This is a genomic window from Rhizobacter sp. Root404 (assembly GCF_001425865.1).
In the GTDB taxonomy this organism is placed as follows: domain Bacteria; phylum Pseudomonadota; class Gammaproteobacteria; order Burkholderiales; family Burkholderiaceae_C; genus LMDS01.
Genome location: NZ_LMDS01000004.1, coordinates 502,230 through 524,698 on the forward strand (window position 1 = coordinate 502,230; position 22,469 = coordinate 524,698).

The window sequence follows — 22,469 nt, forward strand, 5'->3', positions numbered from 1 at the left end:
CGAAGAGGTATCCGCTGGTAAAGCGGGGCCCGCCGATAGAATCCCGCCACCGCCAGCGGCCCATCCGCGGCAGATGGACCCCATGACCGCACCCGTCGATTCCCAGCCCAAGCCCAGCAGCAACTTCTTGAGACAGATCGTCGAGCGCGACCTGGCCGACGGCACCTACGCGCAGCGCCGGTTCGCCGGCAGCCCGGGCGACGCCGCGCACCACGCCGCCGGTCCGTTGGACCCGGCCAAGGTGCGCACGCGCTTCCCGCCCGAGCCGAACGGCTACCTGCACATCGGCCACGCCAAGAGCATCACGCTGAACTTCGGCCTGGCGGCGGAATACGGTGGTGTGTGCCACTTGCGCTTCGACGACACCAACCCCGAGAAGGAAGAGCAGGAGTACGTCGACAGCATCCTCGACGCCGTGACCTGGCTCGGCTACGGCTGGGAATCGAACGGCACGAGCCATCTGTACCACGCCAGCAACTACTTCGACTTCATGTACCGCGCGGCCGAGGCGTTGATCGATGCCGGCCTCGCCTACGTCGACGAGCAGACGCCGGAGCAGATGCGCGCCAACCGCGGCGACTTCGGCCACGCCGGCACCGACAGCCCGTTCCGCAGCCGCACCCCGGCCGAGAACCTCGCACGCTTCCGCGAGATGCGCGCCGGCGCGCTGCCCGACGGCGCGGCGGTGCTGCGCGCCAAGCTCGACATGGCGAGCCCGAACATCAACCTGCGCGACCCGGCGCTCTACCGCATCAAGCACGCCGAGCACCACAACACCGGCAACGCGTGGTGCATCTACCCGATGTACGCCTACGCGCACCCGATCGAGGACGCGCTGGAAGGCATCACGCACAGCATCTGCACCCTCGAGTTCGAGGACCAGCGGCCGTGGTACGACTGGCTGCTCGACACGCTGTGCACCCTCGGCCTGCTGGCGCAGCCGCGCCCGCACCAGTACGAGTTCGCGCGCCTGAACGTGACTTACGTGATCACCAGCAAGCGCAGGCTGCGGCAGCTGGTCGACGAGCAGATCGTCGACGGCTGGGACGATCCGCGCATGCCGACGATCGTCGGCCTGCGCCGGCGCGGCTACACGCCCGAGGCGATCCGCCTGATGTGCGAGCGCGCCGGCACCAGCAAGGCCGGCGGCTGGACCGACTATGCGAGCCTGGACATCGCGCTGCGCGAAGACCTCGAAGGCAAGGCGCCGCGCGCGATGGCCGTGATCGACCCGATCAAGCTGAAGCTGACCAACTTCGGCGAGCTGTTCGGCGGCGACGACCGGCTCGAACCCTGCCATGCGCCGGCCAACCCGCATCGGCCGGAGCTCGCGCCGCGGGCGTTCCACCTCGGCCGCGAGCTGTGGATCGAGCGCGACGACTTCGCCGAGGTGCCGGCCAAGGGCTTCTTCCGCCTGTACCCGGGAAACCGCGTTCGGCTCAAGTACGGCTTCGTCGTCGAGTGCACCGGCTGCGAGAAGGACGCGAGCGGCGCGGTCATCGCGGTCACCGCGACCGTCGTGCCGGACACCCGCAGCGGGACGCCCGGCGCCGATGCGGTCAAGGTCAAGGGCACGATCACCTGGCTCGCCGTCGCCGACGCGCTACCAGCCGAGCTGCGCCTGTACGACCGGCTGTTCACCGAAGCCCAGCCCGATGCCGGCGGCAAGGATTTCAAGGCCGCGCTGAACCGGGCCAGCAAGCGGGTCGTCCACGGCTACATCGAGCCGTCACTCGCGAACGCGCAGCCGGACGAGAAGTTCCAGTTCGAGCGCCACGGCTACTTCGTCGCCGACCGGGTCGATCACGCCGCTGCCAGGCCGGTGCTGAACCGCATCGCCGGGCTCAAGGATTCCTGGGGCAAGTGACCCGGATTGTCGCGGCTACTGGCCCGGCCCGGCGATGACTGCACCCGAGGCGTCCGCCACGGCAGTGGCCGGCGGCGCCGCCGGCGGCTGATCGAGCAACGCGACCAGCGGGCTGTTCAGCGCGCGGGCCTGTTGCAGGATCGAGCGGCTGGCGTCGTAGAACAGCTTGCGCGACGGGTCGGCGCCGCGAGCGATCAGGAACCCGACCAGATCGCGCTGGGTCTCGGGATGCGTCAGGAAGCCAGGGCGCAGCGCGCGCTCCAGCGGCGCCCACGCGAGTTGACGGCCCTGCGCTGCCGGCACGCGGTTGGCCAGTTCCGGCACGCGGGCGAGCCACCATTCGAGCGCGGCCCAATGGCTGTCGCGCAGCGCGAGTTCGAAGCCGCCCGGGAGCTGGCCGTCGTGGCCACCGAGTCCGGCCTGCGCGGTGTGGCCGCGGGCCTCCAACGCGCGCGCCAGCGTCGTGGCCAGCAGGTCGGGGTGGAGCGCGCCGAGCGGGCCGAAGCCGACCTGGCCGGGATCGAGCGCGCCCTGCTCGAGCCAGGTCGTCAGCACCGCATCGAGACCGACGCGGCGGGCGTTCGGGCAGCCGAGCATGCGCACCACGTCGTGCTGCACCGCGCGCGCATCGGCTTCGGCGAGCCAGCGCAACGCGCGCAACTCGCTGGGTGAAGCGGCCGCGAAGTCGGGGCACGCGTTCGCCTGCGCCAGCTCGACCAGCGGCGAGCGCGCGCAGGCCTCCGGCGACGCCCCCTTGTCGATGAATTCCGGTAGCGCGGCCCAGAACCGCGGCTCGCGCGTCGCGACGGCCAGCACGCAGCCCTGCAGCCGCGGACTGCGCAGGTCCTGAACCCTGACGCTGCCCGGCACGAAGGCGCCACAGCGCACGTTGAGAGCACGCTGCACGCTGTCCAGGCGCTGGCACGGCGGGTCGTCGCCCTCGGTCAGGCGGCCGTGCACGTGCTTGACGACTTCCCAGGTCACGCTGGTGTCGGTCGCCAGGCCCGCGGCGCCGAGCAGCACGCCGGTGGTCGTGCAGCCGCCGAGACCCAACGAGGCGACGGCGATCGCACCGACCAGGGTCGCGCGTCGCACCGCACGGAACAGCCATCTCGCCGCCATCTCACCGCTCCCAAGGCCCCTGCAGAAGGCCGAGCGTCGATCCTAGTGAGCGGCGCCGTGCCGGGGCGTGCATAAGTGGCAGCCGCCCGAACGAACGGGTTACGCGTTGTGACAGCGGAGCGGCGCCTGGTGCTGCGGCATCATCGCGCGATGAACCTCATGTCCTTGTCCGTCATGGTCGCGGCGCTCGCGCTCGCCGCGAACGCTCGTGGCCTCGAACTGCCACAGCAGCGCCTCGCGCCCGGTGGCGTGGCGCGCATCGATCTCGGCCCCGCGACGGACGCGCCCAAGGTGCGCTATCGCGATGTGCCGGTCCTGGTGGTGCGCGACGGCGGCCGGTGGACGGCGCTGGTCGGTCTGCCGCTCGCCACCGTGCCGGGGCCGGCCGAACTGGCGGTCGAGGCTGCGGACGGCGGCGTTGCCACCCGGTCGTTCGCGGTCAAGCCCTGGAAGTACGCGGAACAGCGGCTCTCGGTCGCGCCCGGCCAGGTCGATCTGGCACCGGCCGATCTGGCCCGCTACGAGCGCGAGGCCGTGCACCTGAAGGCCATCGCCGCGACCTATTCCGAGACGCCCCCGGACACGCTGCGGCTGGCCGCGCCGGTGCCGGGCCGGCGCTCGAGTTCGTTCGGCCTGCGCCGCGTGTTCAACGGCCAGGCGCGCAATCCGCACAGCGGCATGGACATCGCCGCGCCGCAAGGCACGCCGGTCGTGGCGCCGGCCGCAGGCCGCGTGATCGACACCGGCGACTACTTCTTCAACGGCAACACCGTGTGGCTCGACCATGGCGGCGGCCTGCTGACGATGTACTGCCACCTCTCGGCGATCGGCGTGAAGGTGGGTGACGTGGTGGCGGCCGGCGCGCCGCTCGGCGCGGTGGGTGCGACCGGCCGCGCCACCGGGCCGCACCTGCACTGGGGCGTCAGTCTGAACCGCGCGATGGTCGACCCGGCGCTGTTCCTGGCCGCGGAGCGCTAGGCGCGCGGCACCGAAGCTCAGCGGCCCAGCGCCTGATCGCGTTGCTGCTTCTCGGCCGCCGCGTCGGCCGACGATGGCGCCGGGCGCGCCGGCAAAGACGGCAAGCCGAGCCACCCGGCCAGCCCGCCGCCGGATTCCGGTTCGGCGCCGGATGCCGGTTCGGCCGGGGCCTCCGGCGGGTCGCGCACGACCTTCGGGAACTCGGCCTTCGCGTCGATCAGCTTGGCCTTCTGGCCCTGCTGCATGAACGCGCCCACCAGGCGCAGCGCGTTGTGCCCGCCCTGCCCCCAGTAGTTGCTGCGGATCGTCACCCGCGGGTCGTTGAAGCCGACCCACGCGCCCGTCACCAGCGTCGGGCTGATCAGCATGAACCAGCCGTCGGTGTTGTTCTGCGTCGTGCCGGTCTTGCCGGCCAGATCGCCCTTGACGTTCCACTCGCTGCGCACTGCGGTGCCGGTGCCGGTCTGCGGCACGCCGCGCATCACGTCGACGAGCTTGGCGACCAGCGTCGCGTCGAGCACGCGTTCGGGCGGACTCTCGAAGGTCTCGAGCACGCGGCCCTGCCGGTCGCTGATCTGGCGGATCAACAAGGGCGCTCGGCGCTCGCCGAGCGCAGCGAGCGTCGCGTAGGCCTGGCCCATCTCGAACAGGCTGACCGGGCTGGTGCCGAGCGCCAGCGACGGCACCGGATCGAGCTTGGCCTCGCGCACGCCGGCGGCGCGGGCGAAGCCGACCACCGCCTCGGCGCCGACCTCCTGCATGACCTGCGCGGTGATCGTGTTCTTCGACTGCACCAGGCCTTCGCGCATCGTCATCATCTCGCCCGACGGGCCGCTGCCGTCGGTGGGTTGCCAGACGCCGCCGTCGGCCAGCGCGATGTCGATCGCGCCGTCGAGGTAGCGGTGCTCGGTCGAGATGCCGCGCTGCATGGCGGCGCCGTAAACGAAGGGCTTGAAGGTCGAACCCGGCTGGCGCTTGGCCTGGGCCACGTGGTCGAACTGCTCGCGCGCGAAATCGGGACTGCCGACCCACGCGCGCACCGCGCCGGTGGACGGATCGAGCGCGATGAAGCCGGCCGACAGGCGGGTCTTCTCGTCGCGCAGCTTGTCCATCGTCGCGGTGTCGGCCAGCACGCTGGCGAGCGCCTGCGCGTCGGACTGCCCGGCCTGTTTGGCGAGCCGGAAGTCCGGCGTGTCGCGCGCCATCTCGGCCAGCATCGGCGCATGGGCGCGCCAGAACTCCGCGAACGGGGCGCCGGCGCCCTTGAGCGGCGCGCTGCCCGCGGCCGGCGGCTTGATGCGCACCGCGCGCATCCGCGCATCGGCCCACTCCTCGCCGGCCAGGCGCTGCAGCAGGCCGACCTGCCGCACCACCGCCTCCTGCGCGATGCGCTGCAGCTTGGCGTCCAGCGTGGTGCGGATCACCAGGCCGTCGGTGTCCAGGTCGACATCGTGCGCGTCGGCCCACTCGACGAGCTGCTCCCGCACGTACGCGACGAAATGCCTGGCCTGGCCGATGTCGCCGTCCTCGGGCCGCTTGAACGAGAGCACCAGCGGCTGCTGGCGCAGCTGCTCGTAACGCGTCGAGGTCAGGTCGCCGCGCCGCACCATCTGCGCCATCACCAGGTTGCGGCGTTCGCGCGCGCGCTCGGGGTTGCGCACCGGGTTGTAGCGCTGCGTGCCCTTCAGCATGCCGACCAGCGTCGCGCACTGCGCAGTGTCGAGCTGCGAGGCGGGCTTGTCGAAGTAGGTGCGCGCGGCCATCTCGATGCCGCGCACGTTGTAGAGGAACGGCGCGGAGTTGAGGTAGCTCTCGAGGATCTGCGCCTTGGTGCTGGTGCGCTCCAGGCGCAGCGCCGTGATCGCCTCGCGCAGCTTGCGGTTCAGGCTCTTCTCGTTGCCGATCTCCTGCGGGAACAGGTTGCGCGCCAGCTGCTGCGTGATGGTGGAGCCGCCCTGCATGCGCCCGTTGACGATGCCCCAGGCCGAACCGACGATGCGCTCGGGGTCGATGCCGTGGTGCTCGTAGAAGCGCCGGTCCTCGGTCGCGATCAGCGCGTTGACCAGGTCCTTCGGCACGTCCTTCAGCGTGACCGGCGCCTGGTAGACATTCGAGAACCGGCCGATCACCTCGCCGTCGGACGACAGGATGACGCTGGGGCGCATCGATTGCGCGCGGCGCAGTTCGTCGACGTCCGGCGTCGAGTAGACCAGCACGCAGATGTAGACGGCGCCCGCGGCGGCGGCGGCCGTTGTGGCCAGGCCGGCCCATTGCAACGCCCGTGTCAGTCGTCGCGGCCAGCGGCGGGGAGATTCGGTGGAAGGGCGCCCCGGATCGGCGCGATCCTCTTTGTCGTTCGGCATCGGAGCGAATGGTCGCACAGCGCCGGCGGGCGAGGTGACAGGGTGTGGCGCGACCGGCGGTCGGAGCGAGCCTACAGGCCGCGCCGACGGCGCGCTGTGCATGTTGGAGAATCGCTGTCCAGCCCGGCCCGCACGCCGCGGTGTCGGCGCGCGCCGGCCCCGATGCGTTGTGATCGGGCGCCACTGAACTTTTTCCGCGACCGCCCACTCTGTCGGCGGTTGCCATCACAAGGACCAGAACGTGAATCGTCGCGATTTCTCCACCCGCCTCGTCGGCACCGGCCTCGGTGCCGCTGCCGCCTCGCTGTTCGCCACGGGCGCCCACGCCCAGGCGGGCGCGCCGGTCGAGGGCCGGCAGTTCACCAAGATCGAGCCGCCGGTGCCGGTGATGAACCCGGCCAAGCTCGAGGTGATCGAGTTCTTCTCGTACGCCTGCCCGCACTGCAATGCGTTCGAGCCGACCATTGCGGCCTGGTCCAAGGCGCTGCCGGCGGACGTGGCCTTCCACCGCGTGCCGGTGCCGTTCCTCGCGAACTTCGAGAACCTGATGCGCACGTACTACTCGCTCGAGACGATGGGCCAGGTCGACGCGATGCAGCGCAAGGTGTTCGCGGCGATCCACGTCGAGCGCAACTACCTCGACAAGCCGGCCGACATCGCCGCGCTGATGGCGAAGAACGGCGTCGACGCGGCCAAGTTCACCAACGTCTTCAATTCCTTCTCGGTCGCGACGAGCGTGGCCCGCGCCAAGAAGATGATGGCCGCGTACAAGATCGACGGCGTGCCGACGATGGTGGTTCAAGGCCGCTACGCCACGTCGCCGGGCCAGGCCGGCGGCCTCGAGCAGGCAACCGCCGTGGTCGACTACCTGCTGCAGCGCGCTCGCACCACCAAGAGCTGACGCGGTCGCGTCAGCCGCGCCGGCTCTTCGCCTTGCGCGAGTCGAGTTCGGCCAGCTGAGCCTTCAGCAGCAGCACCAGCACGCGGGCGTTGTCCTCGCTCAGGCTCAGGACCGACGAGGGCATGCCCTCGTCGCGCGCCGGCGCAGGCTGGACCAGCGCGTCGATCTGCGCGCGGATCAGCCCGTGGCCATGGGCCATGGCCTTGACCTTCTGCACTTCGATGTTCCAGGTCTTCATGTCGTGACCGCCTCCTCCAGCGATTCGAATTCGAGCGTGCTCGCGGGCGCCGGCAATTCGGCCTCGGCGACGAGTCCGAGTCGCTCGGCCACCTGCCGCGGATCGTTCAGGGTGCGCACCGCCTGGTACGCCACGTCGGCCTGCGGGTGACGGCGGCGCAGGTAGTTGAGCCATTGTTTCAGGCGCCCGGCGCGCGCCTTCGGCTCGACGTGGCCGCAGACGAGTTGCCAGAACGATGCGAGCAGCGGTTGCAGCGTTGCCCAGTCGAGCCCGTCCGCGGCCGCGTCGCCCCGGTCGGCAGCGCGGATAGCGAGTGCCAGGCCCGGGTCGCTGACCATGCCGCGGCCGAGCATCAGCGCGTCGCAACCGGAGCGCTCGCGACACCGCCGCGCATCGGCCACGCTCCAGATCTCGCCGTTCGCGATCACCGGCACCGCGACCGCGGCGCGGATGTCGGCAATGCGCTCCCAGTACGCCGGCGGCCGGTAGCCGTCGGCCCGGGTGCGGGCATGCACGACCAGTTCCTCGGCGCCGCCCGAGACGATCGCCAGCGCACAGTCGAGCGCGCTGTCCGGGTCGTCGAAGCCGAGCCGCATCTTGGCCGACACCGGCATCGCCGCCGGCACTGCGCGGCGCACCGCCGCGACGATCCGGTTCAGCAGCGCCGGGTCGCGCAGCAGCGCGGCGCCGCCGCCATGGCGGTTGACGATCTTGGCCGGGCAGCCGAAGTTCAGGTCGATGCCAGCGGGGCCGAGGCTCGCCGCGCGCGCCGCGTTCTCCGCCAGGCAGACCGGGTCGGAGCCCATCAACTGCAGCCGCACCGGCACGCCGGCGCGGGTGCGCCCGCCGGTGTTCAGTTCGGGCACGACGCGTGTGAACACGCGTTCCGGCAACAGCGTGCCGGTGACGCGGATGAATTCGGCCACGCAGCGGTCCACGCCGCCGGCGCGCGTCAGGATGTCGCGCAGCGTGTGGTCGAGCAAGCCCTCCATCGGGGCCAATAGGATGGTCATGCAGCGAGTGTCCCCGATTCCGCTAGAGTCCCGCGATCCGTGCTTTGAGATGACTCGATGAACCTGATCTACGTCGGCGACGCCATGTGCTCCTGGTGCTACGGCTTCGCGAAGCCGCTCGACGAACTGCTGGCCGATCCGCAAGACGCCGCGCCGCTGCAACTGGCGCTGGTGATGGGCGGGCTGCGCCCGTTCACGACCGAGCCGATCGCGCCGGAACGCGCCAGCGAGCTCGCGGGCCACTGGCACCGCGTGGCCGAGGCGAGCGGGCAGCCGTTCGCGCAGGCGCCCCACACGGCGCTGCACCTGCCCGGCTTCGTCTACGACACCGAGCCGGCCGCGCGCGCGACCGTGACGGTACGCACGCTCTGGCCGCAGCACGTCTGGCGCTACTTCAAGGCCGTGCAGCACGCGTTCTATGCCGAGGCGCGCAACGTCGTCGACCCAGCCGTGCTGGCCGACATCGCCGTCGAACTGGGCCTGCCGCGCGCCGAGTTCGGCAAGGCGTTCGCGTCGCAGAAGATGCGCGACCTGACGATGCAGGATTTCCAGCAGTCGCAGGCCTGGGGCATCCGCGGCTTTCCGACGCTGGTGGCCGAGCACGACGACCACCTCCACCTCGTCGGCAGCGGCTTCATGCCGATCGACACGCTGCGCGAGCGGCTGAGCGGTGCGACAAGCGCCCACGGCCACGAGCACGACCCTTCCCACTGACCTCCGAACGACACCGCATGAAGATGAACCTCCGCCCCACCCTGCTCGCCGCGCTCGCGGCTTCGATCTCGCTCGGCGCTCTCGCGCAAACCGACCTGCTGGCCACGGCCAGACAGGACAAGGGCGCTACCGTGACGCCCTCTGGCCTCGTCTATCAGTCGTTGACCACCGGCAAGGGCGCCACGCCCACGGCAGCCGACATCGTCAAGGTCCACTACCGCGGCGTGTTCGCCGACGGCCGCGAGTTCGACAGTTCGTACAAGCGCAACGCGCCGGCCGAGTTTCCGCTGGGTGGCGTCATCAAGTGCTGGACGGAAGGGGTACAGCTGATGAAGGTCGGCGGCAAGGCGAAGCTGACCTGCCCGGCCGCGCTGGCCTATGGGGAACGCGGCGCGGGCGGCGGGCTGATCCCGCCGAACACGCCGCTGCAGTTCGAGGTGGAATTGCTGGGAATCACGAAACCCTGAACGCAGGGCTCGCGTCTCAGCCGCCGACTTTCAACTGGTTGTCGACCGCGACGACGCCCTTGACGTTCTGGGCCAGCGTGGTCGCATGTTCGCGCGCCTCGTTGCTGGGCGCGGAGCCCTTGAGCATCACCCGGCCCTGCGAGGTGTCGACGTTGATCTTCATCGCGCTGAGGTTCGCGTCCTTGGCGAGTTCGGCCTTCACCGAGGTCGTGATCATCGCGTCGTCGATCTTGTTGCTGACCTTCGCGCCGGTGTTCTCGACTGCGTTGCCGGCCCGGTCCATCGCGACCGCCGTGTCATTCTTGGCAGCAGCCTGTTCACGCTTGTCGCAGCCGGCGAGCGCCAGGGTCGCGACCATCGCGCCGATCGTCGTCATCGTCAGGATTCGTTGCTTCATCGAGGGTCTCCTGTTTGGCCGGCATGCCGGCGAGGTGAGACAACCTTAGAAGCCCGGCGCATGGGCTGCCGTCGGCGGCGTGGCGATTCGGCTGTCGGACAGAGTGCATCCGACGCCACCCTTTCCGGCCGACGCAGCGCTCAGTGCGCGACGCTGGGGCGCACCATCGGGTACGCGTACTCTCGGCCGATGACGGCGCGGGCATACAGGTAGTTGTCACGCGCCCGATCGCTCAACGAGTCGAGTGCCACCTGCCCCTGCTCGTCGCATGGGAAGGAGAGTGCGCGACCCTCGTGGAAAAGGGACTGGAAGCGGATTTCGTAAGAAGCGTTCATAGAGCGTCACTCCTGTGTCGGTGGCATCGTCGGATCGACCGGCGCCTGAAGGCAGTATCGACATCAACGCGGGACGGCGATGTCAGGACGACTCGGCACGCCGTGTCAGTGAATTTCCATCCGCGGCGTCGGGCCGACGGCCGCGATAATCTCGAATGACCCGCTCCGACACGCCCTCTCCTCCTGTCGAACGACCCGCCGACGGCGACTCGTTCAACCGCCTCGCGCTCTCGCCGGCGCAACGTGCCAACCTCGTCACGCTCGGCTACCTCGCGATGACACCGGTCCAGGCGGCCAGCCTGCCGGCCGCGCTGGCCGGCGACGACCTGATCGTCCAGGCGCAGACCGGCAGCGGCAAGACCGCCGCGTTCGCGCTGGCGCTGCTGGCGCGCCTGAAGCTCGACGACCAATCGCAGCCGTTCGCGGTGCAGGCGCTGGTGCTGTGCCCGACCCGCGAACTCGCCGACCAGGTCAGCACCGAGATCCGCCGGCTGGCCCGCAGCGAGGACAACGTGAAGACGCTGACCTTGTGCGGCGGCGTGCCGCTGCGCAACCAGCTCGCGAGCCTCGAGCACGGGGCGCACGTGATCGTCGGCACGCCGGGCCGCGTGCTCGACCACCTCGACCGCGGCGCGCTGCGCCTCGATGCGCTGCGCACGCTGGTGCTCGACGAGGCCGACCGCATGCTCGACATGGGCTTCCTCGACGACATCGCCCGCGTCGCCAAGCTGTGCCCCAGGGAGCGCCAGACCCTGCTGTTCTCGGCCACCTACCCCGACGGCATCGCGCAGCTCGCGCAGCAGTTCATGCGCGCCCCGAAGACGGTGAAGGTGCGCGCGCAGGTCGACGCCGCGCATATCGAGCAGCGCTTTTACGAGGTCAAGGACAGCGAGCGGCTGCACGCCGTCTCGCTGCTGCTGAACCACTTCCGCCCCGCCAGCGCGCTGGCGTTCTGCAACACCAAGCAACAGTGCCGCGACCTGGTCGATGTGCTGAAGGCGCAGGGCTTCGCGGCGCTGGCGCTGCACGGCGAACTCGAACAGCGCGAGCGCGACCAGGTGCTGGTGCAGTTCGCGAACCGCAGCTGCTCGGTGCTGGTGGCGACCGACGTGGCCGCGCGCGGCCTGGACATCGCCCAGCTCGAAGCCGTGATCAACGTCGACACGACGCCCGACCCGCAGCTGCACATCCACCGCATCGGACGCACCGGGCGTGCCGACGCGACCGGCCTGGCGCTGAGCCTGGCCAGCCTCGACGAGATGGGCAGCGTCGGCCGGATCGAGCAGGTGCAGGGCCGCGAGGTGACCTGGTTCCCGCTCGCCGAACTCACGCCCGCGCCTGGCGGGCGGCTGCTGCCGCCGATGGTGACGCTGCAGATCGTCGGCGGCCGCAAGGAGAAGATCCGCCCCGGCGACGTACTGGGCGCGCTGACCGGCGAGGCGGGCTTCGGCGCCGCGCAGATCGGCAAGATCAACGTCAACGAGTTCTCCACGTACGTCGCGGTCGACCGCCAGATCGCGAAACAGGCGCTCGAGCGGCTCGCCGCCGGCCGCGTCAAGGGGAAGAAGGTCAAGGTCCGGCTGGTCCAGGAGTAGCGCCCTCCCGACGCGCGCGCGGGGCCGTTGCCTACAGGCGCGCGGTGGTGCGCGCGCGAGAGTCGGACCGATGAAGATCACGCTCATCGCCCTCGCGGCCGCCACCGCCGTGCTCGCCGGCTGCGGCGACATCGCCACGCTCACCGTCGACGCCGGCACCGGCGCCAACCCGGCGCTCCCGCCGCCCCACAAGACGCTGCTGCCGACCGTCAACATCGCGCCGGCGCGTGGCTGGGCCGAAGGCGAAACGCCGACTGCCGCGGCCGGCACGAGCGTCAAGGCGTTCGCGCGCGGCCTCGATCACCCCCGCTGGCTGTACGTGCTGCCCAATGGCGACGTGCTGGTCGCCGAGACCAACGCACCGCCCAAGCCCGAGGACAACAAGGGCCTGCGCAACTGGGTGATGGGGCTGGTGATGAAGAAGGCCGGCGCCGGCACGCCGAGCGCCAACCGCCTGGTGCTGCTGCGCGATGCCGATGGCGACGGCGTGGCCGAGACGCGCACGGTGTTCGCCGAGGACCTGCATTCCCCGTTCGGCATGGCCCTGGTCGGCAACGATCTGTACGTCGCGGACACCGATGCGCTGGTTCGCCTGCCCTACACGCCGGGCGCCACGCGCGCCGGCGGGCCGGCGCAGCCCGTGGTCGACCTGCCCGCCGGGCCGCGCAACCACCACTGGACCAAGAACGTGATCGCGAGCCGCGACGGCACGCAGCTGTTCGTCACGGTCGGCTCGAACAGCAACGTCGGCGAGAACGGCATGGCCGCCGAAGAGGGCCGGGCCGCGATCTGGCAGGTCGATCCGAAGGCCGGGACCAAGCGCCTGTTCGCGACCGGCCTGCGCAACCCGAACGGCATGGCCTGGGAGCCGACGACCCGCACGCTGTGGACGGTCGCGAACGAGCGCGACGAGATCGGCAGCGACCTCGTGCCCGACTACCTGACCTCGGTGCGCGAGGGCGCGTTCTACGGCTGGCCGTACAGCTACTACGGCCAGCATGTCGACGCGCGCGTCACGCCGCCCCGGCCGGACCTGGTCGCGAAGGCGATCCCACCGGACTATGCGCTCGGTCCCCACACCGCGTCGCTCGGCCTCGCCTGGTCCCAGGGCACCAGCCTGCCGGCGCGCTTCGCGAGCGGCATGTTCATCGGCCAGCACGGCTCCTGGAACCGCCAACCGCACAGCGGCTACAAGGTCATCTTCGTGCCGTTCAGCGGCGGCAAGCCGACTGGCGCACCGGTGGACGTGCTGACGGGCTTCCTGACCGGGGACGGCAAGGCCCAAGGCCGCCCGGTCGGCGTGGCGCTCGATGCGAAGGGTGCGCTGCTGGTCGCCGACGACGTCGGCAATGTGATCTGGCGGGTCAGCGCAGCGCCATGACGGCCCGGTACGCCGCCGCGCCACCGACGGCGCTGGCAAACGTGCCCCAGGCCATGTCGACCACCGTCATCGTCAGCGTGTAGCCGCGCAGGATCGCGAGGTTGGTCAGGTCGTAGACGCCGAACGCCGCCAGGCCGAGCACGGCGCTGCGCAGCGCCGCCTCGCCGAGGCTCGCGGCCGGCGTCAGCGCGAGGTAGACGATGACCGCCGGGAACCCGAGGTAGTAGATCGCGGCCGGCACGATGCGCACGGAGTCCGTCATCAGCGGTCCGAGTTGCTCGCGGTAGAAGTCCTTCGCGAGCCAGCCGAGCCAGACGCCATCGAGCGCGCCCATCACGACGAGCGCGACCGCGTACGCGGCAAGGAACTGGATCAGGGTGAAGCGCGGGGACGACATGCCGATGGACTCCGGGAGCAGGTTCCCCGATCACACCACATCGCGGCGCGTGGCGCTGCGGCCCGGCTTTCCAGGGTGCTATGGAATGATTGGGGCATCGCGCGCCGCCGTAGAACGCCACCTCGCCAGCATGCCATTGCCATCACCGAAGAACACCTCGTCCCAACGTGCGCTGCGCCTGGTCGCGCTGATGGAAGCCGTCAAGGGCGTGATCGTCTTCGGTGCCGGCTTCGGGCTCTTGGCGCTGCTGCATCGCGACGTGCGGCACATCGCCGAGTCCCTGGTCACGCGGCTGCACATCGACCCCGAGAACCAATTCGCCGGCATCTTCGTGCATGCCGCCGCGCGCCTGACCGATGCGCGGTTGTGGGGTTTCGCCGCCCTCGCGCTGGCCTACTCGGCGCTGCGCTGGACGGAGGCGTGGGGCCTCTGGTTCCACCGCCGCTGGGCGGAATGGCTGGGCGCGGTCGGCGGCGCGATCTACCTGCCGGTCGAGCTCTATGAGCTGTGGCACAAGCCAAGCCCGATCAAGGTGGCGACGCTGACGCTCAACCTCGCGGTCGTCGCCTACCTCGGGTGGACCTTGCGGCAGAGCCGCGCCGCGCCGCGCTAGCTCGCCGCCAGTTCGGGCGCCGGCTCGTCGTCCTCTTCGCCGAGGAAGCCGCCGCTCTGGTGCGCCCACAGCCGCGCGTACAAGCCGCCCTGCGCGAGCAGGCCGCGGTGGTCGCCCTGTTCGACGATCCGGCCCTGGTCGAGCACGATCAGCCGGTCCATCGCGGCGATCGTCGACAGCCGGTGCGCGATCGCGACCACCGTCTTGCCCTCCATCAGCCGGTACAGGCTGGCCTGGATCGCGGCCTCGACCTCCGAGTCGAGCGCGCTGGTGGCTTCGTCGAGCAGCAGGATCGGCGCGTCTTTCAGCATCACGCGTGCGATCGCGATGCGCTGGCGCTGGCCACCGCTGAGCTTGACGCCGCGCTCGCCGACGTGCGCGTCGTAGCCGGTGCGTCCCTTCGGATCGGCCAGGCCGAGGATGAACTCGTGCGCCTCGGCGCGCCTGGCGGCGACGATCATCTGCGCGTCGCCGGCATCCGGCCGGCCGTAGAGGATGTTGTCGCGCACCGAGCGGTGCAGCAGCGAGGTGTCCTGGGTGACCATGCCGACCTGCGCGCGCAGCGAATCCTGGGTGCCGTGGGCGATGTCCTGGCCGTCGATCAGCACCCGGCCGCCTTCCACGTCGTACAGCCGAAGCAGCAGGTTGACGATCGTGCTCTTGCCCGCGCCGGAGCGCCCGACCAGGCCGACCTTCTCGCCCGGGCGGATGTGCAGCGACAGGTCGTCGATCACGCGCTTGCTGCCGCCGTAGCCGAAGCTCACGTGCTCGAAGCGCACGTCGCCCAGGCTCACCTGCAGCGGCTTCGCGTCGGGCCGGTCGACCACCGCGTGCGGGCGGCTCAGCGTGTTGATGCCGTCCTGCACGGTGCCGATGTGCTCGAACAGCGACGCCATCTCCCACATGACCCAGTGCGAGATGCCGTTCAGGCGCAGCGCCATCGCGGTCGCGGCCGCGAGCGCGCCCACGCCGACTTGGCCCTGCGTCCACAGCCACAGCGCGGACCCGGTCGTGCTCGCGATCAGCGCCATGCTCAGCGCGTGGTTGACGATCTCGAACGCCGTCACGAGCCGCATCTGCGAGTGCACTGTGCCGAGGAACTCCTGCATCGCCGAGCGCGCATAGCCGGCCTCGCGGTGCGAATGCGAGAACAGCTTGACGGTCGCGATGTTGGTGTAGGCGTCGGTGATGCGCCCGGTCATCAGCGAGCGCGCATCGGCCTGCGCCTTGGCGACCCGGCCGAGGCGCGGCACGAAGTACCAGAGCGCCCCGCCGTAGCAGACCAGCCAGCCGGTGAACGGTGCCAGCAGCCAGCGGTCGAAGCTGCCGAGCATCGCCATGATCGTGACGAAGTAGATCACCACGAACACCACCAGCTCGGCCAGGATCATCCACGCGTCGCGCACCGCCAGCGCGGTCTGCATCACCTTGGTCGAGATGCGGCCGGCGAACTCGTCCTGGTAGAAGTGCATGCTCTGCGCGAGCATCAGGCGGTGGAAGTTCCAGCGCAGCAGCATCGGGAAGTTGCCCGCCAGCGCCTGCTGCTTCAGCAGCGACTGCACCGCCACCAGCCCGATGCTGGCGATCAGCACACAGGACAGCAGGATCAGGTTGTGTCCCTGGTCGGCCCACAGCCGCGCCGGCGTGGTGGCGCCGAGCCAATCGACCACGCGGCCGAGGAACGCGAACAGCAGCGCCTCGAAGGCGCCGATGACCGCGGTGCACAGCGTCATCGCGATCAGGTACGGGCGCAGCCCGCGCGTGCAGGCCCACAGGAACGGGAAGAAGCGCTTGGGCGGGGGCGAAGGCTCGGCGTCCGGATAGGGCTGCACGAGCTTCTCGAAGAACTGGAACACGCGGGATCTCCGGCGGGTCGTCTGGGCGCGAGAGGTTAGCCGAAGCCGGCCTGCGGCGTGTTGGCGGTGATTGCGCACCAACTTGGTTCATTCATGGGCATATCGCACGTTAGAGGTGCCGCCCTTCAATTGCTTGCCCCTGGTTCGTGCATGGCCTAGGGTTTTCCCTCACAATACAAACCCTAGCAACTCTGAAGACCATCATGTTTTCCGTCCTCCAGTCGATCAAGAACCTGTTCAACGTGTCGGCGAATCCGGCCCAGGATCGCGACGACCAGTACCTGGCCGACGCCGCCGACATCTACGACCTCGAGCGCCGCATGCGCCAGGTGGATTCCGGCCGCCACAACCTGTACGCCATCGGCTCCTACGGCATCTTCATGCGCTGACGGGGCACCCGCTGCGGGGTACCGCAGCACCCTCACAGCTTGCGTGTCACCGTCCCGGCCACGCGCCGCAGCAGCCACTTCGGCGTGGCGCGCGCCGCCAGCGTCGCCGCGAGATTGGCGACGCCGGGGACGCGGATCACCTCGCCCCGCATCAGTGCCTTGTAGCCCGCCGCGGCGACCTCGTTCACGTCGCCGACCAGGAAGCCCGGCAGCCTGCCGAGTTGGTCGTTGGCCGCTGCAGCCGTCTCGAGCATGCCCGTCGCGGTGATGCCGGGGCACAGTGCGGTGATCGTCACCCCCGTCCCTTTCAGTTCCTCCGCGAGCGACTCGGTCAGCGAGAGCACGTAGGCCTTCGTGGCGGCATAAGTCGCGAGGGTGGGCACCGGCTGAAATGCCGCGATCGACGCGACGTTGAGCACGCGCCCGAAGCCGCGCTGCTGCATCGGCGGCAGAAACTGCGCCAGCATCCCGGTCAGCCCTGCCACGTTCAACGCGATGAGCTCCTGGTGCCGCTGCGGGCGCATGTCGGTGAACGCGCCCTGCTCCAGCACGCCGGCGTTGTTCACCAGCATGTCGACGGCGATGCGTTTGCGCTTCAACGCCGCGGCCAGCAGCCGGGGCGCGTCCGGCTCCGACAGATCGGCCGGCTGCACGATCACCTTCACGCCATATGCGGCCTCCAGTTCCGCGGCCAGCGCCTTCAGCTTGCCGGCACTGCGCGCCACCAGCACCAGCGCGTGCCCGTCGGCCGCGAAGCAATGCGCCAACGCCTCGCCGATGCCGGACGACGCCCCGGTGATCAAGGCGGTGTGGGCAGTCGTCGTGGCCATCGCGTGTCTCCCTCTCGTTCGTGTGCTTCACATGGTGCCACGCCGATGACATGAAACGAAACACGCCGATACCCCGGTGAAAGGACGCCGCAGGTCCGGCCCGGCACGATGAGCTCTCCCAACCATCTCGAGGTCATCCCCATGAAACGATCGATCAAACGCATCCTCGCCGCCGTCTTCGGCACCGCCCTCCTGGTCGGCGGCCTGACCGCCTGCGGCGGCCACCATGGCGGCTGGAGCCGCATGAGCGACGGCGATTCGACGCAGATGCGCGAACGCATGATCGAGCGCGCCGGCAAGGAGCTGAAGCTCGACGAGGCGCAGAAGCAGCGCCTGGTCGTGCTGGCCGACAAGCTGCGCGAGTCGCGCACCGCCGTGATGGGCGGCACCGACCCACGCGCCGACATGATGGCGCTGGTCGCCGGCCCGAAGTTCGACCGCAACAGCGCGCAGGCGATGGTCGAGGCCAAGACGGCCGCGGTGCGCGCGAAAAGCCCCGAGGTCATCATCGCCGCGGCCGACTTCTTCGACAGCCTGAAGCCCGAGCAACAGCAGCAGGTTCGCGAGTTCATGAACAAGCGCCGCGGCGGCCACGGCCGCAAGTCCTGAGCCGATGCGGCGCAAGGGAGAATCGCCCGATGCGCCGCATCCTGCTGATCGACGACGACGAGTTGCTCGCCGCGCCGCTCGCCGCCTTCTTCGGCCGCTTCGAGTTCATGCTCGACGCGGCCGTTCGGCCGAGCGCCGGCCTCGCGATGCTGCGCGCCACCGCCTACGACGCCGCGATCCTAGACGTGATGCTGCCCGAGATGGACGGCTTCGAACTGTGCCGCACGATCCGCCGGGAAAGTGACATCCCGATCATCATGCTCACCGCCCGCGGCGACGTGATGGACCGCGTCGTCGGCCTGGAGATCGGCGCCGACGACTATCTGCCGAAGCCGTTCGAACCGCGCGAGTTGCTGGCACGCCTGCAGACCGTCCTGCGCCGCGCCCGCGCGCCGGTCGGAGCGAACCTGAAACGCCTCGCGTTCGACGGCCTGCAGATCGACCTCGAACGGCGCCAGGTCGAGTGCGGCGGTCGGCCGGTCGAGCTGACCGGCACCGAGTTCGACCTGCTGGTGCTGCTCGCGAGCGAGCCGAACAAGGTGTTCAACCGCGACGAGATCCTGAACCGGCTGCGCGGCATCGACGCCGACCTGCACACCCGTGCGGTCGACATCCTGATCAGCCGGCTGCGCCGCAAGCTCGAGCCGCTCGACCTGATCAAGACGCTGCGCAACGCCGGCTACACCTTCGCCGGGGCGCGCGCGTGAACGCCGCGGCCCGCGCCTGGCGGCGCCTGCGCCACTCGCTGCGCGCGCGGCTGACACTGCTGTTCCTGCTGCTCGCGCTGGCGATGACGCTGATCTTCATGGGCGGCATGCAGGCGGTGATGCGCTCGGGCTGGCTGGAGCTGGCGCGGCCGCTGATCGCCGATTACGTCGACCGGCTCGCCGCCGAGATCGGCACGCCGCCGGATGTCGCGAAGGCGGAAGCGATCACGCGCCGGCTGCCGCTGCGCATTCGCATCGAAGGGCCGGTGGTGAACTGGTCCTCACGGCCCGGCGAGATCGACGACGCCCGCCGCGACCGCCACCGCCACGACGCCGACCGTACGCCGAGCCCATGGCGCCCGGTGCGCGAGTTGGCCGATGGCCACCGCATCCGCTTCGGTCTCGCCAGCCTGCCGCGCGACGATGCGCCGGAGGACCGCGCGCGTCTGATCGGCTGGGCCACGCTGCTCGCGATGCTGGTGCTGGTGGCCGTGGCCTACCTCTGGGTGCGGGCATTGCTGCGACCACTGGCCGACATCCGCGCCGGCGCGATCCGCTACGGCGCCGGCGACTTCTCGCAGCCGATTCCGGCGCGCACGCCGGACGAACTCGGCGAGCTCGCCCGGCAGGTCAACGGCATGGCCGACGGCCTGCACGGCCTGCTCGATGCGAAGCGCGAGCTGCTGCTCGCGATCAGCCACGAACTGCGCTCGCCGCTGACCCGCGCCCGCCTGAACGCCGAGCTGGTCGACGAGGGCGCCGCTCGCGATGCGCTGCTGCGCGACCTGGGCGAGATGCGCGACCTGATCACCGACCTGCTCGAGAGCGAACGCCTGACCGCCGGCCATGCCGCGCTGCACACCGAACCGGCCGACCTGAACGCGCTGGTGCGCGAGGTGGTGGCGCAGTCCTTCGCCGATCGCGCGCCGAGGCTCGCCTTGGCCGCCGACTTGCCGGCGCTGGCCGCCGACGCCACGCGCATCCGCCTGCTGCTGCGCAACCTGCTCGACAACGCACTGCGCCACAGCGCCGGCGACGCGCTGCCGCCGGTCGTGACGACCGCGTTCGATTCGGACTCGGTCACGCTGCAGGTGCGCGACCACGGCCCCGGCGTCGACGAGGCGCAGCTGCCGCTGCTCGCGCAAGCCTTCTACCGGCCCGACAGTGCCCGGCGCCGCGCGACCGGCGGCGTCGGGCTGGGGCTGTACCTGTGCCGCCTGGTCGCGCAGGCCCATGGCGGTTCGATGTCGCTGCGCAACGCCCATCCCGGGCTGCAGATCGACGTGACGCTGCCGCGGCGCGGCAGCTGACGCACGTCGGCGGCGCGCTACTTCTTCTGCGTCTTCTTCTCCCAGTCGCGCAGCGCGGCCAGCGTGTTGGTCACGTGCTTGGCCGGGTTCAGGCTCTGGTAGCTGTAGATGATCGAGCGGTCCGGCGTGATGACATAGGACACGCGGTTCGCGTAGTCCGGCATGATCATCATCGCGGCGTCGTAGGACTTGATCACGGTCTTGTTCGCATCCGACGCGACCGCGAACTTGCCCTGGCAGGCCTGCGTCGAAAACTTGACCTGGGTCTCGATGTCGTCGGTCGACACGCCGATCACCGTGGCGCCGAGCGCCGCGAACTTGTCGGTCGCCTCGGCGAATTCGTGCGCCTCGGCCGAGCAGCCGGCGGTGAATGCCGCCGGGAAGAAGTACAGCACCACCGGGCCCTTGGCGAGCGACTGGCTCAGCGAGAAGTCGTACTTCTGGCCGGCGAGCGCGGCCGGCGCGGTGAAATCGGGTGCCTTCTCGCCGATGTCGAGCGCGGCCTGCGCCACGGGCGTCATCGCCAGGCCGGTGGCCAGCGCCGCGGCGGCCCACATGATCTTGTTCATCCACATCCCCTTTGGCGTGCTGCCACGCGAATCGCGCGATGTTGCCAGAAGCCGACGCGCCACGGACCTTACGTCGTATCGCCCCTGCCGGATGCAGGGCACCTGTTGCCGACAACCTAGGCAGCACGCCCTAAGTCGCGCGTCGATGCGCCGATATGATCCGCCCGCACCGACGCACGCCCGCCGCGCGCACCCCGGGCACCCCTATTCGGAGACTGCATGTTCGACTACATCGTGATCGGCGGCGGCTCGGCCGGCTGCGTCCTGGCGGCGCGCCTGACCGAGGACCCGGCTGTCAGCGTCTGCCTCGTCGAGGCGGGCCCGGCGGACAAGAGCGTGCTGATCCACTGCCCTGCCGGCCTGGCCGTGCTGGCGCAGACGACCCAGGCGAACTGGGCCTTCCAGACCGTGCCGCAACCCGGCCTGAACGGCCGTCGCGGCTATCAGCCGCGCGGCAAGGTGCTGGGCGGATCGAGCTCGATCAATGCGATGTGCTACGTGCGCGGCCCGCGCGAGGACTATGACCGCTGGGCCGCCGAAGGCAACGCCGGCTGGGGTTTCGACGACCTGCTGCCTTATTTCAGGAAGTCCGAGCACAACGAGCGCGGCGCCGACGCGTGGCACGGCACCGGCGGCCCGCTGAACGTGATGGACCTGCGCAGCCCGAACCGCTTCGGTCCGGTCTTCGTCGACGCGGCGGCGCAAGCCGGTTACCCGCGCAACACCGACTTCAACGGCCCGACCCCGGAAGGCGTCGGCCTGTACCAGGTCACGCAGAAAAACGGCGAGCGCGGCAGCGTCGCCAAGGCGTACCTGACGCCGAACCTGGGTCGCAGCAACCTGACGGTGATGACGGGCGCGCACACCACGCGCGTGCTGATGGAAGGCGAGCGCGCGGTCGGCGTCGAGGTCCGCGTCGACGGCGCGGTGCAGCAGCTGAAGGCCAGACGCGAGGTGCTGCTCAGCGCCGGCGCGCTCCAATCGCCGCAGCTGCTGATGCTGTCGGGCATCGGGCCGGGCGCGCAATTGCAGAAGCACGGCATCGCCGTCGTGCACGACGCGCCCGGTGTCGGCGCGAACCTGCACGACCACGTCGACGTCGTGCAGGTGGTCGACACGCCGGGCCTGTCCGAGCTGTTCGGGCTGTCGCTGCCAGGCGCCGTCAACGCGCTGCGCGGCATCTTCGAATGGCGGCGCGCGCGCAGCGGCATGCTGACGACCAACTTCGCCGAGGCCGGCGGCTTCATCAAGAGCCACCCCGACGAGGCGCTGCCCGACCTGCAGCTGCACTTCGTGATCGGCAAGCTGATCGACCACGGCCGCAAGCCGAGCTTCGGCCACGGCTACTCCTGCCACGTGTGCCTGCTGCGACCGAAGAGCCGCGGCGCGCTGACGCTCGCCAGCAGCGACCCGTTCACCGCCCCGCTGATCGACCCGAACTTCCTCGGCGAGCGCGACGACCTGGTGAAGATGGTGCGCGGCTTCAAGCTGATGCGCGCCATCCTCGGCCAGCCGGCCCTGGCGGGCTACCGCGGCCGCGAATTGCCGGCCTCCGCGGTGGCGCAGACCGACGCACAGATCGAGGAGTTCATCCGCGGCCATGCCGACACGATCTACCACCCGGTCGGCACCTGCCGCATGGGCACCGGCGAGCGCGACGTGGTCGACGCGCAGCTGCGGGTGCGCGGCGTGCAGGGCCTGCGCGTGGTCGACGCGTCGATCATGCCGAGCATCGTCGGCGGCAACACGAACGCGCCGGTGATCGCGATCGCGGAGAAGGCCGCGGACCTGATCAAGGCGAGCGGCTGACGGGCCGAG

General features: G+C 70.4%; 23 protein-coding genes. 13 read left to right on the forward strand and 10 right to left on the reverse strand.

Going from position 1 to position 22,469, the window contains the following annotated elements:
- The first annotated feature begins 82 nt into the window (after positions 1-82).
- Entirely contained in the window at positions 83-1,867 is a 1,785-nt protein-coding gene (locus ASC76_RS06905) for a glutamine--tRNA ligase/YqeY domain fusion protein (RefSeq protein WP_056464256.1), read from the forward strand.
- 15 nt (positions 1,868-1,882) lie between these two features.
- Here the strand turns inward: ASC76_RS06905 and ASC76_RS06910 are convergent, their stop codons facing one another.
- The gene (locus tag ASC76_RS06910; protein ID WP_056464258.1) at positions 1,883-2,989 is read right to left on the reverse strand and encodes a hypothetical protein; all 1,107 of its coding nucleotides are present in this window, start codon (positions 2,987-2,989) and stop codon (positions 1,883-1,885) included.
- A 150-nt stretch (positions 2,990-3,139) separates the two neighbouring features.
- Between ASC76_RS06910 and ASC76_RS06915 the strand changes: the two genes are divergently transcribed.
- The gene (locus ASC76_RS06915; RefSeq protein ID WP_056464260.1) at positions 3,140-3,967 is read left to right on the forward strand and encodes a peptidoglycan DD-metalloendopeptidase family protein; all 828 of its coding nucleotides are present in this window, start codon (positions 3,140-3,142) and stop codon (positions 3,965-3,967) included.
- Between the two features lie 17 nt (positions 3,968-3,984).
- On the opposite strand, the gene ASC76_RS06920 is transcribed toward ASC76_RS06915, so the two are convergent.
- Entirely contained in the window at positions 3,985-6,330 is a 2,346-nt protein-coding gene (locus tag ASC76_RS06920; RefSeq protein WP_162247068.1) for a penicillin-binding protein 1A, read from the reverse strand.
- A gap of 241 nt (positions 6,331-6,571) precedes the next feature.
- On the opposite strand from ASC76_RS06920, the gene ASC76_RS06925 reads away from it, so the two are divergent.
- A complete protein-coding gene (locus ASC76_RS06925) occupies positions 6,572-7,231 on the forward strand; it encodes a thiol:disulfide interchange protein DsbA/DsbL (protein ID WP_056464264.1) in 660 nt (219 codons plus the stop codon).
- Between the two features lie 10 nt (positions 7,232-7,241).
- On the opposite strand, the gene ASC76_RS06930 is transcribed toward ASC76_RS06925, so the two are convergent.
- Both ASC76_RS06930 and ASC76_RS06935 read right to left on the reverse strand, forming a co-directional pair.
- Complete coding sequence (locus ASC76_RS06930) at positions 7,242-7,469, reverse strand: hypothetical protein (protein WP_056464266.1); 228 nt, start codon at positions 7,467-7,469, stop codon at positions 7,242-7,244.
- Complete coding sequence (locus ASC76_RS06935) at positions 7,466-8,482, reverse strand: tRNA-dihydrouridine synthase (protein WP_056464268.1); 1,017 nt, start codon at positions 8,480-8,482, stop codon at positions 7,466-7,468. The genes ASC76_RS06930 and ASC76_RS06935 overlap by 4 nt, the downstream gene beginning before the upstream one ends.
- Positions 8,483-8,539: 57 nt before the next feature.
- Here ASC76_RS06935 and ASC76_RS06940 point away from each other — a divergent pair, with 57 nt between their 5' ends.
- Together ASC76_RS06940 and ASC76_RS06945 are read left to right on the forward strand one after the other, a co-directional pair.
- The gene (locus ASC76_RS06940; RefSeq protein ID WP_056464270.1) at positions 8,540-9,196 is read left to right on the forward strand and encodes a DsbA family protein; all 657 of its coding nucleotides are present in this window, start codon (positions 8,540-8,542) and stop codon (positions 9,194-9,196) included.
- 17 nt (positions 9,197-9,213) lie between these two features.
- Complete coding sequence (locus ASC76_RS06945; protein WP_157615386.1) at positions 9,214-9,663, forward strand: FKBP-type peptidyl-prolyl cis-trans isomerase; 450 nt, start codon at positions 9,214-9,216, stop codon at positions 9,661-9,663.
- 16 nt (positions 9,664-9,679) lie between these two features.
- Here the strand turns inward: ASC76_RS06945 and ASC76_RS06950 are convergent, their stop codons facing one another.
- Both ASC76_RS06950 and ASC76_RS06955 read right to left on the reverse strand, forming a co-directional pair.
- Positions 9,680-10,060, reverse strand: coding sequence for a BON domain-containing protein (locus ASC76_RS06950; protein WP_056464272.1), 381 nt, complete (start codon positions 10,058-10,060; stop codon positions 9,680-9,682).
- A 140-nt stretch (positions 10,061-10,200) separates the two neighbouring features.
- A complete protein-coding gene (locus ASC76_RS06955) occupies positions 10,201-10,395 on the reverse strand; it encodes a hypothetical protein (protein WP_056464274.1) in 195 nt (64 codons plus the stop codon).
- A 155-nt stretch (positions 10,396-10,550) separates the two neighbouring features.
- On the opposite strand from ASC76_RS06955, the gene dbpA reads away from it, so the two are divergent.
- Positions 10,551-11,990, forward strand: a complete 1,440-nt coding sequence (gene dbpA, locus ASC76_RS06960; RefSeq protein WP_056464276.1) for an ATP-dependent RNA helicase DbpA — start codon at positions 10,551-10,553, stop codon at positions 11,988-11,990.
- 70 nt (positions 11,991-12,060) lie between these two features.
- Positions 12,061-13,371: a sorbosone dehydrogenase family protein gene (locus ASC76_RS06965; RefSeq protein WP_056464279.1), complete on the forward strand. Its 1,311-nt coding sequence runs from the start codon at positions 12,061-12,063 to the stop codon at positions 13,369-13,371.
- On the opposite strand, the gene ASC76_RS06970 is transcribed toward ASC76_RS06965, so the two are convergent.
- Positions 13,355-13,768, reverse strand: a complete 414-nt coding sequence (locus ASC76_RS06970; RefSeq protein ID WP_056464281.1) for a DUF2177 family protein — start codon at positions 13,766-13,768, stop codon at positions 13,355-13,357. The genes ASC76_RS06965 and ASC76_RS06970 overlap by 17 nt on opposite strands.
- A 130-nt stretch (positions 13,769-13,898) precedes the next feature.
- Between ASC76_RS06970 and ASC76_RS06975 the strand changes: the two genes are divergently transcribed.
- Positions 13,899-14,381, forward strand: a complete 483-nt coding sequence (locus tag ASC76_RS06975) for a DUF2127 domain-containing protein (RefSeq protein WP_056464283.1) — start codon at positions 13,899-13,901, stop codon at positions 14,379-14,381.
- Here ASC76_RS06975 and ASC76_RS06980 read toward each other — a convergent pair.
- Positions 14,378-16,237, reverse strand: coding sequence for an ABC transporter ATP-binding protein (locus ASC76_RS06980; protein ID WP_056464285.1), 1,860 nt, complete (start codon positions 16,235-16,237; stop codon positions 14,378-14,380). The two genes, ASC76_RS06975 and ASC76_RS06980, sit on opposite strands and share 4 nt — an antisense overlap.
- Before the next feature lie 203 nt (positions 16,238-16,440).
- Here ASC76_RS06980 and ASC76_RS06985 point away from each other — a divergent pair, with 203 nt between their 5' ends.
- Entirely contained in the window at positions 16,441-16,626 is a 186-nt protein-coding gene (locus tag ASC76_RS06985; protein ID WP_056464287.1) for a DUF3563 family protein, read from the forward strand.
- A 32-nt stretch (positions 16,627-16,658) separates the two neighbouring features.
- Here the strand turns inward: ASC76_RS06985 and ASC76_RS06990 are convergent, their stop codons facing one another.
- Entirely contained in the window at positions 16,659-17,456 is a 798-nt protein-coding gene (locus tag ASC76_RS06990) for an SDR family oxidoreductase (protein WP_056464289.1), read from the reverse strand.
- Positions 17,457-17,597: 141 nt separating this feature from the next.
- On the opposite strand from ASC76_RS06990, the gene ASC76_RS06995 reads away from it, so the two are divergent.
- From ASC76_RS06995 to ASC76_RS07005, 3 genes are read left to right on the forward strand one after another with little or no spacing between them, the layout of a single operon-like run.
- Positions 17,598-18,065 (forward strand): Spy/CpxP family protein refolding chaperone, encoded by a 468-nt coding sequence (locus tag ASC76_RS06995; protein WP_056464291.1) that lies wholly within the window; start codon positions 17,598-17,600, stop codon positions 18,063-18,065.
- 29 nt (positions 18,066-18,094) lie between these two features.
- On the forward strand, positions 18,095-18,772 hold the full coding sequence (locus ASC76_RS07000) for a response regulator transcription factor (protein WP_056464293.1): 678 nt from the start codon (positions 18,095-18,097) through the stop codon (positions 18,770-18,772).
- Positions 18,769-20,082, forward strand: a complete 1,314-nt coding sequence (locus tag ASC76_RS07005) for an ATP-binding protein (RefSeq protein WP_056464295.1) — start codon at positions 18,769-18,771, stop codon at positions 20,080-20,082. Before ASC76_RS07000 ends, ASC76_RS07005 begins: the two co-directional genes overlap by 4 nt.
- A gap of 17 nt (positions 20,083-20,099) precedes the next feature.
- Here the strand turns inward: ASC76_RS07005 and ASC76_RS07010 are convergent, their stop codons facing one another.
- Complete coding sequence (locus tag ASC76_RS07010) at positions 20,100-20,651, reverse strand: peroxiredoxin (protein WP_056467037.1); 552 nt, start codon at positions 20,649-20,651, stop codon at positions 20,100-20,102.
- 219 nt (positions 20,652-20,870) lie between these two features.
- Between ASC76_RS07010 and ASC76_RS07015 the strand changes: the two genes are divergently transcribed.
- Positions 20,871-22,460, forward strand: a complete 1,590-nt coding sequence (locus tag ASC76_RS07015; protein WP_056464297.1) for a GMC family oxidoreductase — start codon at positions 20,871-20,873, stop codon at positions 22,458-22,460.
- Positions 22,461-22,469: the final 9 nt, after the last annotated feature.